13 protein-coding genes are annotated in these 14,914 nt (G+C 59.9%); 5 read left to right on the top strand and 8 right to left on the bottom strand.

The features are described 5' to 3' along the window. Window positions 1–16: 16 nt before the first annotated feature. Both J3D46_RS24095 and J3D46_RS24090 read right to left on the bottom strand, forming a co-directional pair. Window positions 17–1,168 carry an NAD(P)/FAD-dependent oxidoreductase gene (locus J3D46_RS24095; RefSeq protein WP_253469709.1) on the bottom strand — a complete coding sequence of 384 codons (1,152 nt, stop codon included), beginning with the start codon at window positions 1,166–1,168 and terminating at the stop codon, window positions 17–19. A 64-nt stretch (window positions 1,169–1,232) separates the two neighbouring features. Continuing rightward, window positions 1,233–2,732, bottom strand: a complete 1,500-nt coding sequence (locus J3D46_RS24090) for an APC family permease (protein ID WP_253469706.1) — start codon at window positions 2,730–2,732, stop codon at window positions 1,233–1,235. A gap of 93 nt (window positions 2,733–2,825) precedes the next feature. Between J3D46_RS24090 and J3D46_RS24085 the strand changes: the two genes are divergently transcribed. Then, a complete protein-coding gene (locus J3D46_RS24085) occupies window positions 2,826–3,566 on the top strand; it encodes a GntR family transcriptional regulator (RefSeq protein ID WP_253469703.1) in 741 nt (246 codons plus the stop codon). A 149-nt stretch (window positions 3,567–3,715) separates the two neighbouring features. Here J3D46_RS24085 and J3D46_RS24080 read toward each other — a convergent pair whose 3' ends face one another. Continuing rightward, window positions 3,716–4,597, bottom strand: coding sequence for a LysR family transcriptional regulator (locus J3D46_RS24080; protein ID WP_253469700.1), 882 nt, complete (start codon window positions 4,595–4,597; stop codon window positions 3,716–3,718). 142 nt (window positions 4,598–4,739) lie between these two features. Between J3D46_RS24080 and J3D46_RS24075 the strand changes: the two genes are divergently transcribed. Then, on the top strand, window positions 4,740–5,720 hold the full coding sequence (locus tag J3D46_RS24075; protein ID WP_253469697.1) for an alpha/beta hydrolase: 981 nt from the start codon (window positions 4,740–4,742) through the stop codon (window positions 5,718–5,720). After that, entirely contained in the window at window positions 5,717–6,769 is a 1,053-nt protein-coding gene (locus J3D46_RS24070; RefSeq protein WP_253469694.1) for a quercetin 2,3-dioxygenase, read from the top strand. The genes J3D46_RS24075 and J3D46_RS24070 overlap by 4 nt, the downstream gene beginning before the upstream one ends. 535 nt (window positions 6,770–7,304) lie before the next feature. Here the strand turns inward: J3D46_RS24070 and J3D46_RS24065 are convergent. The 5 genes from J3D46_RS24065 to J3D46_RS24045 all read right to left on the bottom strand — a co-directional run bounded on the left by J3D46_RS24065 (window position 7,305) and on the right by J3D46_RS24045 (window position 12,688). Further along, on the bottom strand, window positions 7,305–8,261 hold the full coding sequence (locus J3D46_RS24065) for an amidohydrolase family protein (RefSeq protein WP_253469691.1): 957 nt from the start codon (window positions 8,259–8,261) through the stop codon (window positions 7,305–7,307). Between the two features lie 2 nt (window positions 8,262–8,263). Then, a complete protein-coding gene (locus J3D46_RS24060) occupies window positions 8,264–9,538 on the bottom strand; it encodes an aromatic acid/H+ symport family MFS transporter (RefSeq protein ID WP_253469688.1) in 1,275 nt (424 codons plus the stop codon). A gap of 178 nt (window positions 9,539–9,716) precedes the next feature. Continuing rightward, window positions 9,717–10,121, bottom strand: a complete 405-nt coding sequence (locus tag J3D46_RS24055) for a nuclear transport factor 2 family protein (protein ID WP_253469685.1) — start codon at window positions 10,119–10,121, stop codon at window positions 9,717–9,719. After that, a complete protein-coding gene (locus J3D46_RS24050; RefSeq protein ID WP_253469682.1) occupies window positions 10,121–11,761 on the bottom strand; it encodes a bifunctional 3-(3-hydroxy-phenyl)propionate/3-hydroxycinnamic acid hydroxylase in 1,641 nt (546 codons plus the stop codon). Before J3D46_RS24050 ends, J3D46_RS24055 begins: the two co-directional genes overlap by 1 nt. 123 nt (window positions 11,762–11,884) lie before the next feature. Continuing rightward, window positions 11,885–12,688, bottom strand: a complete 804-nt coding sequence (locus J3D46_RS24045; RefSeq protein WP_253469679.1) for an IclR family transcriptional regulator C-terminal domain-containing protein — start codon at window positions 12,686–12,688, stop codon at window positions 11,885–11,887. Window positions 12,689–12,817: 129 nt separating this feature from the next. On the opposite strand from J3D46_RS24045, the gene J3D46_RS24040 reads away from it, so the two are divergent. Further along, window positions 12,818–14,026, top strand: a complete 1,209-nt coding sequence (locus tag J3D46_RS24040; protein WP_253469676.1) for a CaiB/BaiF CoA-transferase family protein — start codon at window positions 12,818–12,820, stop codon at window positions 14,024–14,026. Further along, window positions 14,023–14,841, top strand: coding sequence for a citryl-CoA lyase (locus tag J3D46_RS24035; protein WP_253469673.1), 819 nt, complete (start codon window positions 14,023–14,025; stop codon window positions 14,839–14,841). Before J3D46_RS24040 ends, J3D46_RS24035 begins: the two co-directional genes overlap by 4 nt. Window positions 14,842–14,914 lie beyond the last annotated feature (73 nt).

The raw sequence follows: 14,914 nt of genomic DNA, 5'->3' as shown, positions 1-14,914 counted from the left end.
TCTTGGCTGGCCCTGCTCAGTGGGCGACGCTGTGACGCTGTGCGGTGCGCTCCCACCAGAAACCGTGGGACGGCGTCTGCTCGACGGGTGTGGTGGGGCGCTGTTCCTCCGTCCTGATGCCAAGGTCGGGCACCAGGTCGGCGACATACGCGGCAATGCCCAATGATGCCGACAGGCCTGTGGAGCGGATAGCAGCGACGTTGATGAGCTTGTCGTACGCAGAGGACTGGCCGATGACGTAGTTGGCATTCCGTCCGGCGGGGCGAAGACCGGCATAGGTGGCCACAGGGGTTTGACCTCGCAGGGCAGGGTACTGAACGAAGGCCTTCTCGAGGACTTCTTCGTGGGCTGACGGGCGGACGCTCCAGTCCTTCTTGTCTTCCAGGTCTACGGCTGTGGGGCCGGCCACTACCCGCCCATCCAGGGTGGGGAAAACCAGCACGCCCTTGGTGCGCTTTGTGGGCACGGGCAGAACGATCCGGTCGAGTTCTTTACCGGCGGGAAGTTCGAAGACGAAGAACTCTCCCTTGCGCGGGTAGATCTCGAACGTTTCGTCACCAACCATCCGGGCAATATCGTCTGCGTGGAGGCCGGCGCAGTTGATGGCTGCTTGAGCATGGACCTGACCTCCATCGGCCAGGTGGATGAGCAGGCCGTCGGCATGGGTATCGATGGCGCTGACGCGTGCGTCCACCTCGATCCTGGCCCCGGTTGCTTCCGCCGAGCGGGCCAACGCAATGGTGTATGCGACGGGGTCGGTTACGGACTCGCCCGGGACCAGGAGTGCGCCGTCAGTCTCGCGGATCTGAACGTCCACCCCATTGGTGCGGGCGTTTTCCAACAGGGCATTGACAGTTTTGCGGTCTTCGTCGTTGTGCGGGACGAGTTCGGCGCCGCAGTGGATAACGGGGACTTGAAGGGCTTTCAGGACTTCGGGGCGAAGCTCCGCGGATCGGAGGATGAGCTCTGTTTCGAGTTCACCGGGAGTTGAATCAAAGCCGGTATGCAGGACGCCGGAGTTTGTGCCGCTGGCAGCGTAGGCAAGGTCGGTGTCGGCTTCGAGGAGCACGGCATTTACGCCTCTGTGGGCGAGTGTGTGCAGCACGGCGGCGCCGACAACGCCGCCGCCGATGACGGCGACCGTTGCGGTGATATTGCGGGTGGTCATGGTTTCCTCTTTCTGGAGCGGTGTCAGGAATATTGCTGGGTTGACTGGCAGAGGACTGCTTAGCTTACTTCTGCACAGTGCCTGGGGAGTCGGAATGTACTGGTTCGTCTGCGTCGAAGGTCTTATCGACATCGGTCATGTCAGGCATGGTTAGTCCGTGGATGCCTCTGCGGATCAAGAGGTACGCAAGGTAGAGGACGCCGATGCCGATCATGATGGCAACGTAAAGACGTGGCTGGGCGAACGAGTCGTCTCGGAAGATCAGCAGTTCGTAGATCAGCCATACCGAGGCCAGGATGATTACCGGAATCTCCCAGCGGCCCAACGTAAAGCCTTGGCTGGGCGGGAGGGACTTGCGTTTGATGGCGTACATGAGAACGGTTCCCGCGTAAATCATTGCTGGCAGCAGTGTTGCTGCCGAGAACAGTGAGAACAGGGCATCGGTGGTTCCGGCGAAGATAGCAAGGACTGCCTGGGTGATGACGAAGAAGAACAAGGAGGCGGCCAGCGGTGTGTGGCGGGTTGGGCTGACCTTACGGAGGAATTGCCATCCGGGAAAACGTTGGTCGCGGGCCATGGCCCAGACGAGACGTGTGCCGCTGAGTGTGATGACCAGGCCGCAGGAGAAGATCGAGATCACGACAAGGACGAGCAGGATGTTCCCCACGACGGGTCCGAGGACTGAGGTAATGACTGTAGCCACGGGGGTGCTGGATCCGGCGAGCTCGGTCAGGTCACCAGCGAGTGCGGTAATGGCGACAAGGAACAGCATGCCGAGGATGCCAAGGGAAAGGACTGCCTGGGCCATCGCTTTGGGGATGACGCGGGCGGGGTTTTTGGTCTCCTCGGCCAGGTTCGCTGCGGACTCGAATCCGACGATGGTGAAGGCGCCCAAAAGGAAGGCCAGTGGGAAGGGACCTGCGTCGGTAACACCACCGAACGTCCAGTAGTCGGCATCGCCGACGGGCGCACTTGAGAAGAGTTGGTTGAGATCGAGCTGTCCGGCGATGGAGCCGACGACGAACAGAAGGATTGTCAGTCCGATCATGCCGATGATCTGGATGGTGACGGCTGTTTCGTTGACTTTGTTCGTGATGCGGGTTGAGATCGCAACGAGAATGGCCTGCAGGAGCATCACAACGGCCGTGATGGCCCAGTTGTTCGCAGGGGTGGCGACGTACCCGAACAATGCCGGCAGGATCGTGGCGGAGATTGTGTAGTCCACGGCAACAACCACGACTATCAGGAAAGCAAAGGACACCCAGCCCATCAGCCAGCCCCAGATGGGGTGGGCGATGCGGGAGACCCATTGGTAGGCGTACCCACTGATGGGCATCCTGGCCGCTAAGGCACCGAAGATCAGGGCGACCATCAACTGGCCGACCACTGTTATCGGCCAGGCCCAGATACCTCGACCGCCTGAGGTGTTCAGTACCGCGCCGTATGTTGTGAAAATTCCTGTGGCGATCGAGACAAACCCGAAAGCCACTGAGAACGAGGCGTACCAGCCAAGTTCGCGCTTCATGCCGCTGCTGCTCTGCTTTGAGCTGTGCGAGGTTTCCATTTGACGTCCTTCAAGAGGAGTGAAGATTTTGGTAAGCTTGGTATATACCAAGAACGACCTTAGGTTTGAGGCGCTACCGTGTCAAGGGTGAGCATGGAAAAAACTTCGTCGGGTGAGCACATTCTGCAACCCGCCTACGTCCGGATCAGTGACGATCTCAGGTCACGCATCAGAGGTGGGGATCTTAAACCTCACGCACCTCTTCCTCCGGAACGGGAGCTCTGCCTCGACCACGGGGTTAGCCGGATGACTGCCCGGCGCGCTCTGAATATTTTGGAGAGCGAAGGTCTCGTTTACCGTGACTACCGCGATGGAAAGAGAGGGACGTTTGTTTCAGAGCCAAGGATTGAGCTGAGGTTAGGCAGCTTTTCCCGCGAAATCAGCAAAGCCGGCAGACATCCTGGCGCCGAGCTTCTCTGGGCTGAGAAGAAGCCGGCGAGCCACGCTCAAGCGGCTGCGCTGGGCATCGATACCGGAGCCTCCGTGGTCGCGCTTCAGCGCCTCCGCCGGTCAGACAACGAGCCTCTGGCCCTCGAAACGACCTTCTACCCGGCCCACATTTTGCCCGGATTCCTTAAGGAAGACCTGTCCGGATCACTCTGGGATGTCTTGCGGAACAAATACGCTATTATCCCGGCTCGTACTGTGGCGAACCTTGAAGTCGTTGTTCTGGATCAAGAAGCCAGCCATCTCCTCCAGACTCGCCAAGCCGCGGCCGGCCTTCGTCTGATCCGTCGAACCTTCGACAAGGACGGCAAGTGCTTCGAGTATGCAGAAGACACGTATCGTGCCGACCGCGTATCTTTGGTTATTGACCGGGAGATCGATGAATAACCATCGACAGCGGAGTCCCATCCGTAAGCAGATGCCACTCAGCCAAATGCTTTGAAATGTGAGCGGCTCATTCGGGGCGTAGTGAGGTCTATTGATATCGGCGGACACTATGCTGCCTGGTCAGCTACCACCCACAATATGCCCAACGCCTACGACCGTGTGTGCATGACTTTGATTGCCAAGCGCGCAAACTGTTCGAGAATGCCGTCGTGGCGTTCACGACGAAGACACAGGTACGCGGTTGCCGAAGGAGCGTCCTCCAGGGGGATGAACCGTATGCCCGGCCTGGCGTAACTTGTGGCGGCGGATTCTCCTGAAATGTTTACTCCCAGACCCGCGCTACAAAGTTCCAGGACTTCTTCAAAGTTTCTCGCGGTGGGTGCCCGGCGCCGACCCGCGGCGGGGGCAGTAATGATAGGAAACCATGCGGCCGAGGGCGCGTTGCCGGTTACCGCAACGAAGACCTCATCGACGATTTCGGACATTCGCAGACGCTCCCGGTCGGCCAAGGAATGCGCGGCTGAGGCTACGAGTACGCATTTTTCGTCCCATAGCGCCAAAGCTTCAAATTCGGAGCCTGTTGGCTCCCCGATTTGAATGAGAAACACGCAGTCGACTTCGCCCTTGACCAATGATTCGTACCACCCCAAGAATCCAAGTTGCCGGATCTGCCACTGCACGTGGGGCAGTTTCTCGGTGGCTGTCGTCATGATTTCCTGGAACTGCGGACTTGATACCATGAGCCCAATTCGGAGGGTTTCCTCGCCCTCTATTTCCTGAGCCCACCCCTGTACTTCCTCCATCGAGGAGACTACTTTGCGGGCGAGGGGGAGCAATTCCCGGGCGTGTGTGGTGAGGGCCACGCTACGGGACGTGCGATCAAAAAGCGTACGTCCCAACCGCCGCTCCAATGCAGTGATCTGTTCGCTTACTGATGAGGGGCTCACACGGAGTTGGGCTGCCGCCCGTCCGAAGTGCACCTCTTCGGCAACAGCTACGAAGTACCGCAACTGCAGCTCCGTGATTTTCACGCACACCCCCTGTATCTATGGGTTGTCCTGAAATCTTCATGCATATCCAGACGCACAAAACAGACGATTGTTCGGTTTTCCTCAACGATACTGCGGATTTTCCTGCTGGTCTCGGTGCGACCTACCGATTAGGTTTTCTTGCATGCCCCAAACGTCCTTCGCAGCTCCAAACGTCCGCCTTGAGCCTGGCGTAGTTTATGCCCGCCGGACCACCGGGGATCTTGTACTCGACCTCTACCGCCCATTGAGCACCGGACACGCAGTCCCGGTCGTGATCTGGCTGCATGGCGGTGGGTGGTTCGCCGGGGACCGCACGCTCGCGCCGGATCTCGTTGCACATGTGCTGGCAACGGGCCACGCTGTAGCCAGCATCGAGTACCGGCTCTCAGGACAGGCACTCTTTCCCACCCAACTGCATGATGTCCGAAGCGCTGTCCGCTTCCTCCGGCAGCACGCCGATTCCTACGAGATCGATGCTGCAGCTATCGGCCTGTGGGGCGCATCAGCAGGAGGTCACCTCGCTGCCTTGGCAGGACTGACAGGTCATATTGACCTGCTGCCGGCCGAAGAAGGACCTGCCGGGGACGTGTCGGTGCAGGCCGTCGCCGCGTCCTACGCTCCTGTTGACCTTGCACGGATTGTCGCGGCTCACCAAGAGGCGAACCCTCATCTCGACGGCGCAGCGACTCCCGAGGGCCGTTTGCTCGGCGCGCATCCCGGAGACGTTCCGGGGATCGCACGTCAAGCCAATCCCTTGAATTGGATAGGAACCGCCCCTCCTCCCTTCCAGCTATCCCACGGCACTGGCGACGTCTTGGTTCCCCATGGACAAAGTGAGTTACTGCATGAAGCACTGCTGACCGCCGGAGGTCAAAGCGAGTTGTACCTACTTCAGGACTACAAACACGGATTCCTCAATCCCAGCGGGCGGCTGGATGTCGACATGCAGAGCGTCATGGACGACGGGCGCTTAGCCACAGAGGTGCGGGCAGCTGCCCGTCGAAAAACCACCAGAAGTGGACCCATGGAAGAGACCACTTTTGGCTTCCTGGACATAGAGACCTTCTTCCGACGCTGCCTCAACAACAAACGTGAACTTGTCAAAAAGGGAGAAACACTGTGACTGTCAACGACCTTGAGGCTATGCACCGCCTCTCCCCTGTACTCAACGAATTGCCCGGGGAACCGGTGCCCTACTACCTTGCCTCGGGCGAAGGTATCCGCCGTGAAATCGACGGGCAGCTATGGACGATCATCGCCCGCGGAGCAGACACAGGCGGCCTATTCGAAGCTGCCTTCATCCTCGGCCCACGAGGGACCGAAGTCGCCTTTCACAGTCTGCCCAGACAGCAGCGCTCCTACTACGTGATGGAAGGCAGCGCGCAGTTTTGGCTACCCGGACAGAGCCGCCTTCTCTCTGCCGGGGATTCAGTCCACGTCCCGGAAGGAACGCCCGTCGCATACCGGATGCACAGTCACATGACGAAGCTGTTGCTGTTCTCCGCACAAAGCGGGGCTTTGGACATCCTGCTCGGATCGGGCGAATCGACCGAAAAGCACATCTACCCGGCGACAGATCAGGCTTCAGGCGGGCTGATCCTGCCGGGGTCCGCCCAGCGGCATGACCTGGCCCGGGTCAGCGCGCAAGACGTGTGGGACGAAGACCTCCCCGCAGGTGCGGAGGCGTACTTCATGCGCTCAGGAGGCGGAGAACATCGCGCCTGGCCTGACGCCATCAACTCCTACACCGCACGTGGCCGCAACACTGCGGGAAGGTACTTCGCCGTCAATACCCTGTCTGCTCCCCAGCCCTACATTGTTCGCCACTTCCACCAGCAACACACCGAAAACTTCCTGTGCCTCTCCGGCAGGATCTGGCTGTGGGTGAACGGCGAAGAGGTTCTGCTCACCCAAGGTGACTTCCTCCACGCCCCCGCCGGAACCATCCACAGCTTCTCCATCGCAGCACACAACACGCAAATGCTTGGACTTCTGACCGGCGACATATTTGAGCCATTCTTCGAGGCAACCAGCATCGCAACCGGTGACAAGGTTTACACCGAAGGACTCATTAATCCGTCCATCGTCATGGCTGGCTTACAGTCCGCGCAGGACCTGGACCTCGTAGTGGTCGGCGGCCCGCCAGAACGAGTACGCGCCCACGGCATCTGACAACAGTCAAGACAATCAGGACCCATGAGCTGCAAGGATACAGGTTCACCGCCGAGGAACATCGGCCGCTGGCCGATTGCAGGTGTTCCAGGGCTGCCCAAAAAATAACACCAGCCGTATCAGTGATGAGACCGGCAGGTTCTTGGACCTCACCGACGTGATGGATTCCATCTCCTGGGAAGCCCAACGCGTTAAATCGTTGTCTGAACTCAGCACGAACCGTCTGCCGTACCGGTCAAGCACGACCCAAAATCCCGATCCGTCCGCTTTGGTAACCGGAGGACATCGGTGAAAGCCCGCAGATGAACCGATTCATCCAGACCGCGACCGATCCGAGAGTAGTTATTGGAGCTCATCTCGCCGGAGTCGAGGGTCCCAGCATCGAATCCCATCTCTCGCAGACAGTAGTCCCGCCCATCGTGACCGGGTAGAGACAGGAACGGAATCGGCCCGTGGTTGGCCAGCGACAAAAGCTTTCGGCCTTCGTCGCTGGCCGCACTAACGCTACTCGGGCTGCAGACGTGTGACTCTGACCTCACAAGCTGAGGAGTTTGGCTGCATTTCCTCCCGCAAGAGCAGCTTTGGCGGATTGGTCAAGGTCGATTGCTGCCAGGAATGCAGTTGCTGTGTCCGCTGATTGGTATGGATAGTCTACGGAGAACAGCACACGGTCATTGCCCAAGGCCTCAAGTGCACAGTGCAACGGAGCTGCGCTTTCGACTCCCGCGGTCGTGACGTAAACATTTTCGCGGATGTAGTCGGAAGGCCTTCGTTCCAATGGGACGGAGTGCTGGAGTACTGCCCATCGGTCATCGAGCCGGTCGAGGGTGAACGGTAGCCCCTCCCCCATGTGGCCGAGCAGGATTTGCGCGTCGGGGTGCCGGTCAAAGACACCGCCGGCTATTAGCCGCAAGGCATGTGAGGCAGTTTCAAAGCCCCACCCCCAGACCGGGCCCGCCAGTTCGGGATAGCCGCTCAGCGGTGCCAGCGGCGATGGTGAGAAAGCTGGGTGGATGTAAAGAGGAACCCCCAGGTTCGATATTTCCGTCCAAAGAATGTCGAAACGTGGATCGTCCAAGTAGACGCCGTTCGTATGGCCGTTGACCAATACGCCCTTGAATCCAAGGTCCAGGACGACCCTTTTGAGTTCGTTGACGGCCTCTTGAGGGTCCTGGGTCGGGATGGCACCGAACGCAGCAAACCGGTCAGGGTGTTCCTTCACGACCTTGGCCAAAACGTCATTGCTGCGTCTCGCTTTGACGACCGCGTCTTCGCTCCCACTTTCGCCTTGAACGCCTGGCGTCGTCAAAGAGAGAACCTGAATGTCGATACCGGTCCGGTCCATCTCCGGAATTCGAATGTTTTCTACATCGCTGATGCGCCGTGCCACTGATTCAGCAAAGGACGGAACGAAGTTTCCGCCTTCGCCTTTGCTGTAGTCGGGGGTAGCAAAGTGTTCTTCAAGGGTGATGACCCGCAATCCATTCAGCATAGTTAGCTCCTTACAGCGTCGACGTTATTTGTCGCATTATTGGCTCGGACCTGCACAGCAATGGGGAGCACGAGAAGCATTCCCAGGGCTGCGACGAGGGCAAATATGTAAAAATTCCATTGGGCCGGCATGCCGGCACCAAGGATGGCACCGCCAATCAGGGGTCCGACGATGGCGCCCAACCGACCGATCCCCAACGCCCAGCCCAGCCCGGTGCCCCGCATATGGGCAGGGTAGATGGAACTAACAAACACGTTGACCAGGATCTGAGTTCCAAGGGTTCCCGCACCGGCCAATGCAACCAGGGCAAACATGACTGCGGTGGGCGGCCCGAAGCTGAGCGCGGCGACCGAGAGGCAGCCAACAATGAACAGAACGGCCGTCACCTTCTTGGTGAGACCCTTATCTGCAAGCCGGGCCCCGATGAGGGAGCCTACCGCCGCGCCCACGTTCAACGTTACGGCGAAGAACAGCGCCGACTGCAGGTTGTACCCCATGCTGATCATGATGGTGGGGAGCCAGTTGACCATTCCAAATACAAGCAACAGACTGCAGAATTGCACGCCCCACGCCAGGATGGTGTTGCGCGCGAAGCCGTCTTTGAATAGAGCCGAGATCGAAGACATTGCGCTCTTGCGGGAGGCCTTGAGTGACGCTGGTGCTGACTTGGCTGCGAGCCACGCAGGGGATTCCGGGAGGAACTTCATCGCTACAGGGACCAACAGGATTGGAAGCGCTCCCGCCCAGAACAGCGACCGCCAGCCTAGAGTCGGAATGAGCGCCAACGCAAGAATGCCGGCCACGATACCTCCGGCCAGGTAGCCGAAAAGGGTGAAAGAGTACGCCAGAGCTTTGCGTCGTTCCGGTGCCACTTCGATGACGAGTGCCGTAACGGTGGGGAAAAGGGCACCGAGACCCAAGCCACCGATGATCCGGGCGATCTCAAATACCCGTGGATCCGGGGCCACAGCGCAGGCGGCCATCGTCAAGGAGAACCAAGCCAGGCTGATGATGACGACGCTTCGGCGGCCCAACCGGTCGGACAAGGTACCGGCCACGAGAGCGCCGATGAGCATGCCAACGAGGGTTAGAGATGCTATACGTCCTGCAATGGCTGGCGTGACTTGCCACCCAGGCTCAGCGATCAGCGACGGGATGACGTTGCCGAAGACGATGAGGTCATATCCATCAAAGAGGATCATGGCGGCGCAGATTCCTATGACGAGGCCGCCTCTGCTGGTCGGGACTACTACCCCGGCTGGGGATGGGTGTGACATGGTCGGGCCTTTCTGGATGGCAAGAGTGGGTGTGCAACTACCCAAAGAGATTGAGTTCGAGAAGGTGCATTCAGGAGGCCGTCTAGGGTCTGCCTCTGGCTGCTGGTGACCGTCTGACACGGTATGGAGATAGATAAACCAGCACTAAGTTCCATTAGGTGGGACACCGCACGCACGTTTAGGTGGTGATGACTCGGTGCTCGACCCAGGTGGGGCCAGCTGCTGTCAATGTGAATCGGCCGGCGTAGCGGCCGATGGCTTCGCAGACGGGGTTCGTGGGATCGGCCACGGACCATCGTTGGTAGATGGCGGTGTACTCGGCGTCGACGCCGACGAGGGAAGTCCTCAGGTTGGTGATCAGGTGGTGAGTACGGGATGGGTCGAGGAAGGCTGATGCGTAGAACGCGCCGATGTCCTCCTCGCCGTGCAAAGGCGGATCGCCTTTGAAGTGGAGCGCTGCCGCTGATAGCAGCGTCGCAGCTGCCTGTGCGTCTTGGGCGTCCACGGCATCGGTGTACGCCGCCAGGAAATTCTCGATCAGGCAACGTACTTCGGGCGGAGTGAAAGGGTCAAGCAGTTGCATCAGAGCGCTGCAGTGCTCAAACCGCGGGTTGGTACCGGCGTGGTTGCCATGCCGACAGTTGTCAGGAATTCCTCGACGAGGGTGGAGAGATCATCAGATTTGGCAACTCCATAAATGTAGAAATCCGGGCGAACAAGGACCGCATCTGCATCCAAGGCATCGAACCATTGCGCGTAGGCACCAGTGCTGTCCACCGCCGTTGACTCCGTTTGAGAGGAGGCGAAGGAGATGACCTTGAATCCCAGGTTTGCGAGATCATCAGCGCTTTCTGCGGACAGCCGGCTCCGGTCAGCCGCGGTTCGCAGCAAGAGCGTGCCCGCTGACCCGAGCGCGTCGTCGAAGAGTGATGGCTGGGTTCCGTTCCGCACAGGTGCCTGTATCGCGAGCGTACCGCCCCCGGCATCGTCTCGGTGAAGACCATCACCCAGCCGCGGAAGCGGGCGTGGAGGCATAGAAGTTCCGTCGGCGATGTCTTTGGCCATTGCGGCATCGCGGGCTCGGGCTTCGGCCTCGTCGGTGAGGCAGATGACTTCGCCAAGCTGCATCGAGCGCTCGATAAAATGGCGCACGTGTTCGGACCGTTCGGATCCGTAAGTGTCCAAGATACTGTCGGGCGCTAAACCTCGGAGCACAAGGTCCAGCTTCCACTCAAGGTTTGCAGCATCGCGCAGACCGGAGCACATACCCTGACCTGCGAAGGGTGGCATCAGGTGCGCTGAGTCCCCTGCAAGGAGCAGACGACCGCGGCGCCACTGGTCACACCAGCGCGCCTGGAAGGTGTAGACGGTGTGACGCTCCATTGTGGCGGTATCTGGTGTGACACCCCAGTCTTTCAGAAGCTCCCATGCGCGGGCTTCGGTGTTCAGCTCTTCTTTGGTTTCGTGTTCAAGACGCATGAACTCGAAACGACGGCGACCGGGACCACCGGGGACGACGGTGGTGGGCCTGGCCGGGTCGCAGAACTGGGAAGCAGGAGGGTCGATCTGGAGGGGATTGGTCGGGAGCAGATCCACAACAAGCCAGTCGTGGAAGTATCCCAGATCGGTCATGGCCGTGCCGATCCAGTCCCGCACCTTGCTGTTCGCTCCGTCGGCGCCGATGATGTAGCGGGCGCTGAAGACCTTGCGCTCATCGCTGGACGTGTTGCGCAGCTGGAGATTTACGCGGTCGGCGGTTTCTGTGTGCGTGATTGCTTCCCACCCGCGCAGCAAGCTGACGGTATCGAGTTCCATCACCTTGGAGTTTAGGAAATTCTCCATGCCTGGCTGGTAGAAGAAGTTGCTGACGTTCCATCCCGACGGACCGGCGTTACGCCAATCCAATCGCAGGATTGTTTCATGGGTAGCGTTCCGCCACTCGTAGAAGTCGTCGTAGGGTTCGACCACTTCGGACATCTTGTCCGGGCCGGCGCCCACGGACTGGAAGATCCGCCCGATTTCATCGTCGAAATGCACAGCTCGCGGCAGCGGATACACCTGTTCCTGGCGCTCCACCACGGCTACGCGGTGGCCCCTCCGCCCTAGCTTTAGCGCCAGCAACCTGCCGACGGGACCGTATCCCACCACGATGACGTCGAAGTCCTCATCCGCAGTACTGGTCGTTGCGACCGTAGGGGCCTCGTTGCCCGTAAGGTGACTCATTGGTTCTCATCTCCTGAATTGTCCGCCTAGCGGACACCTGTACGTTCTACTGGGATGATGGTGACAGGAGCCACAGCAGGGTGTCAAGCGTCACAGGAATGGGGATGGAAGAGACGGGCATCTTTACCTGCCCAAAGACTTGACGGGACGAGCCTGCCACCGCGCCCAGTCCAGTCCGGCCGCTGCGGCAGCATCCTGAAGCATGGGAAGGTATTCGCCCGTGAGCTTTTCAACACTTGTCTCCTGGGCGTGGACTGTGACGTTCATGGAAGCCCGCACCACGTTTGACCCGTCCCGGACGCCGACCGATATCGAGCGCACACCCGGCGCCAGTTCCTCATCGGCCAGCGCCCACCCCCTGGTCCGAACTTCACTCAAAAGTCCCAAAACTGCATCCCGATCCAAAGCACCATCCCCTGGAAGTCCGGATCGGGACGGTTGAGCGAGGGCTTCCAGAGCCTCCGCCTCCGGAAGCGAGGCCAGGAGAATCTTCCCCTGGGAGGTCCGCAGGGCCGGGAAGCGCGTGCCGATGTCGACGCGAAGAGCGATGAGCTTCGGGACAGCTACCCGCGCCACGTAGATAATGTCCGAGCCGTCCAGCTGCGCCATCGAGGACGACTCTCCTGTTCGCCGCACGAGGTCCTCAAGATGCGGTCGGGCCATCTCCCAAAGCCCTTGGGCCCCGATGTAGGCCATCCCCAGCTCCAAGACTTTCGGCATCAATCCAAAGACGCCATTGTCCGCGCGTACATAGCCGAGCTCTTCGAGAGTCAGGAGAATCCTGCGCGCGGTGGGCCGGGTCAGATCGGCGGCCTGGGCCACCTGACTAAGACTCATCCGGGGCTGATCGGGCGAAAAGCACTTGAGAACGTCGAGTCCTCTGGCCAGCGCCTCAATGAAGTCGGGTCCAATGCCTCGCTGCGCCATTTCCATCTCCCATAGTTGGCCGTGACCCTTGACACTTCTGCGCCAGAGCCTTCATTGTATAAATATTCCACAAATTCGGACGCTTGTCCGCCTAGCGGACAAACTGCTTCGAGGTCGAAAGGACCATTCGTGACCAGCCACACCGGAGACGGGCCCGCTCACGCACCCGCACGCCCCCTTGACGGGATTGTCATCGCCGATTTTTCCCGCGTGCTCGCGGGCCCATATGCCACCATGCTGCTGGCCGACATGGGAGCCGAGGTCATCAAGGTGGAAAGTCCGACCGGTGACGACACCCGGTCTTGGGTCCCGCCAGTCCGCCCAGACGGAGTTTCTACGTACTATTCAGCAATCAACAGGAATAAGAAGTCCGTTGTCTTGGATCTCAAGAAGGGCGACGATCTTTCAGCCGCCAAGGAACTTGCAGCTCGTGCAGATGTCGTGATTGAGAACTTTAAGCCCGGCGGACTCAAGAGATTTGGGTTGGACTATGGCTCCGTTCGTGAACGCAATGAAGCGGTCATCTACTGCTCAATCAGTGGCTTCGGCACCGCAGAGGGCGCTTCGCTTCCGGGCTACGATCTCATCGTTCAGGCCATGTCCGGGCTTATGAGCTTGACCGGAGACCCACATGGCGAGCCGTACCGTGCTGGTATCAGTGTCTTCGACGTCATGGCAGGACTGCATTCAGCAATTGGTATTCTTGCCGCCCTGCACCACCGTGACCGCACCGGCGAGGGTCAGAACATCGAAACGAGCCTCATGGCGTCGGCGATGAGCGGCCTGGTGAATCAAACGTCAGCCTATGTCGCCGGAGGTGTCACTCCCTTCCGAATGGGAAATGCACATCCAAGCCTTTTCCCATATGAAGCCCTGCCCACAGCCGATGACGACCTCATTGTCACGGCGGGCAATAACGTACAGTTCCAGAAACTCTGTCGGGTCCTGGGCGTTCCGGAACTTGCGGAGGATCCTCGGTTCGCGGAGAACGCAAACAGGACCGCTCGTCGCGAGGAACTGCGTCCGCTGCTGGTCGAGCGGCTGAAGACACAAACAGCAGAACACTGGTTCGAGAAGCTCAACGAGGCCGGGGTCGCCAACGGACCTATCAACACCATCAAACAGGGTGTGGAATATGCCCAGAAGCTCGGCTTGGAACCGGTTGTTCAGGTTGGTCGCGGGCCAAAGGTGGTTCCAGGGGTCAGAAATCCCATCACGTTCTCAGCCACCCCGGCCCGATATGACATGGCACCGCCGGACCTGGGAGAACACACCGAAGAGGTCCGCCTCTGGTTGGCGGCCTCGGCGGTTCCTTCCACAGCAACCAATGGAGCATGATGACAACCACAACAGGAACTGACGCGTTGAACTTTCCCACCTCTCTGGGGACGTCCACCACGACAGAGATACGGCTGCTTGGGCACGATCTGGCAGGGGATCTGATGGGCAAGGTCAGCTTTGGTGAGCTGGCATTCTGGCTCGTCGCAATGCGCCGACCAACTTCAGGGGAACTACGCGTCTTCGAGTCCGTCCTTGTAGCGCTGGCTGATCACGGCTTCACTCCCACCGCCATTGCTGCAAGGCTGACGTACCTCAGCGCCCCCGACTCCCTCCAGGGAGCCATGGCCGCGGGGCTCCTTGGCGGCGGTTCACGCTTCTTGGGGGTAACAGAGGACTGCGGACAGTTCCTTGCCGCAACACTTGCCGCACATGAGGGCCAGTTGCCGGAGTCCGACCAGGAGTGGGATGAAATGGCCTTCGCGGCCATCACTAGCCAACGGGCAGCCGGAAAATTCGTTCCCGGTCTGGGCCACCCAAACCACAAGCATGGCGATCCCCGGACTCCGGCACTGCTGCGCATCGCCGAAGAAGAAGGTCTGCGCGGATCCCACCTCCGGCTCTTTGAAGCCATTGGCCGGATGAGCGACAAAGCCCTGGGCCGGAAGCTACCTCTGAACGGCGCCGGCGTATGCGGAGCGGCCCTCGCTGATCTGGGACTACCGACGGACCTGCTGCGCGGCTTCGCCCTTCTGGCCCGTGCTGCAGGACTGCTGGGACAGATCGCTGAAGAGCATAGGAACCCCATCGGCATGGACGTGTACATGACCGTGGACCGCAATGCCGTTTATGTAGACGCAGACCGCACCCAGTAAGGGACGTCCGCGGCCCCGGCCCCGACGGCCTTCCCCAAGACCCGCAGCGCAGCGGAGCAGACAAATCGAAGGA

Origin of the sequence: Paenarthrobacter sp. A20 (genome assembly GCF_024168825.1) — a bacterium.
Lineage (GTDB): Bacteria > Actinomycetota > Actinomycetes > Actinomycetales > Micrococcaceae > Arthrobacter.
This window is presented reverse-complemented; position numbering and strand designations above follow the sequence as displayed.

Coding starts and splice junctions, on each gene's coding strand:
- J3D46_RS24095 (WP_253469709.1), bottom strand. CDS start 1,168: ATGACCACCCGCAATATCACCGCAACGGTCGCCGTCATCGGCGGCGGC.
- J3D46_RS24090 (WP_253469706.1), bottom strand. CDS start 2,732: ATGGAAACCTCGCACAGCTCAAAGCAGAGCAGCAGCGGCATGAAGCGC.
- J3D46_RS24085 (WP_253469703.1), top strand. CDS start 2,826: ATGGAAAAAACTTCGTCGGGTGAGCACATTCTGCAACCCGCCTACGTC.
- J3D46_RS24075 (WP_253469697.1), top strand. CDS start 4,740: ATGCCCCAAACGTCCTTCGCAGCTCCAAACGTCCGCCTTGAGCCTGGC.
- J3D46_RS24065 (WP_253469691.1), bottom strand. CDS start 8,261: ATGCTGAATGGATTGCGGGTCATCACCCTTGAAGAACACTTTGCTACC.
- J3D46_RS24060 (WP_253469688.1), bottom strand. CDS start 9,538: ATGTCACACCCATCCCCAGCCGGGGTAGTAGTCCCGACCAGCAGAGGC.
- J3D46_RS24055 (WP_253469685.1), bottom strand. CDS start 10,121: ATGCAACTGCTTGACCCTTTCACTCCGCCCGAAGTACGTTGCCTGATC.
- J3D46_RS24050 (WP_253469682.1), bottom strand. CDS start 11,761: ATGAGTCACCTTACGGGCAACGAGGCCCCTACGGTCGCAACGACCAGT.
- J3D46_RS24045 (WP_253469679.1), bottom strand. CDS start 12,688: ATGGCGCAGCGAGGCATTGGACCCGACTTCATTGAGGCGCTGGCCAGA.
- J3D46_RS24035 (WP_253469673.1), top strand. CDS start 14,023: ATGATGACAACCACAACAGGAACTGACGCGTTGAACTTTCCCACCTCT.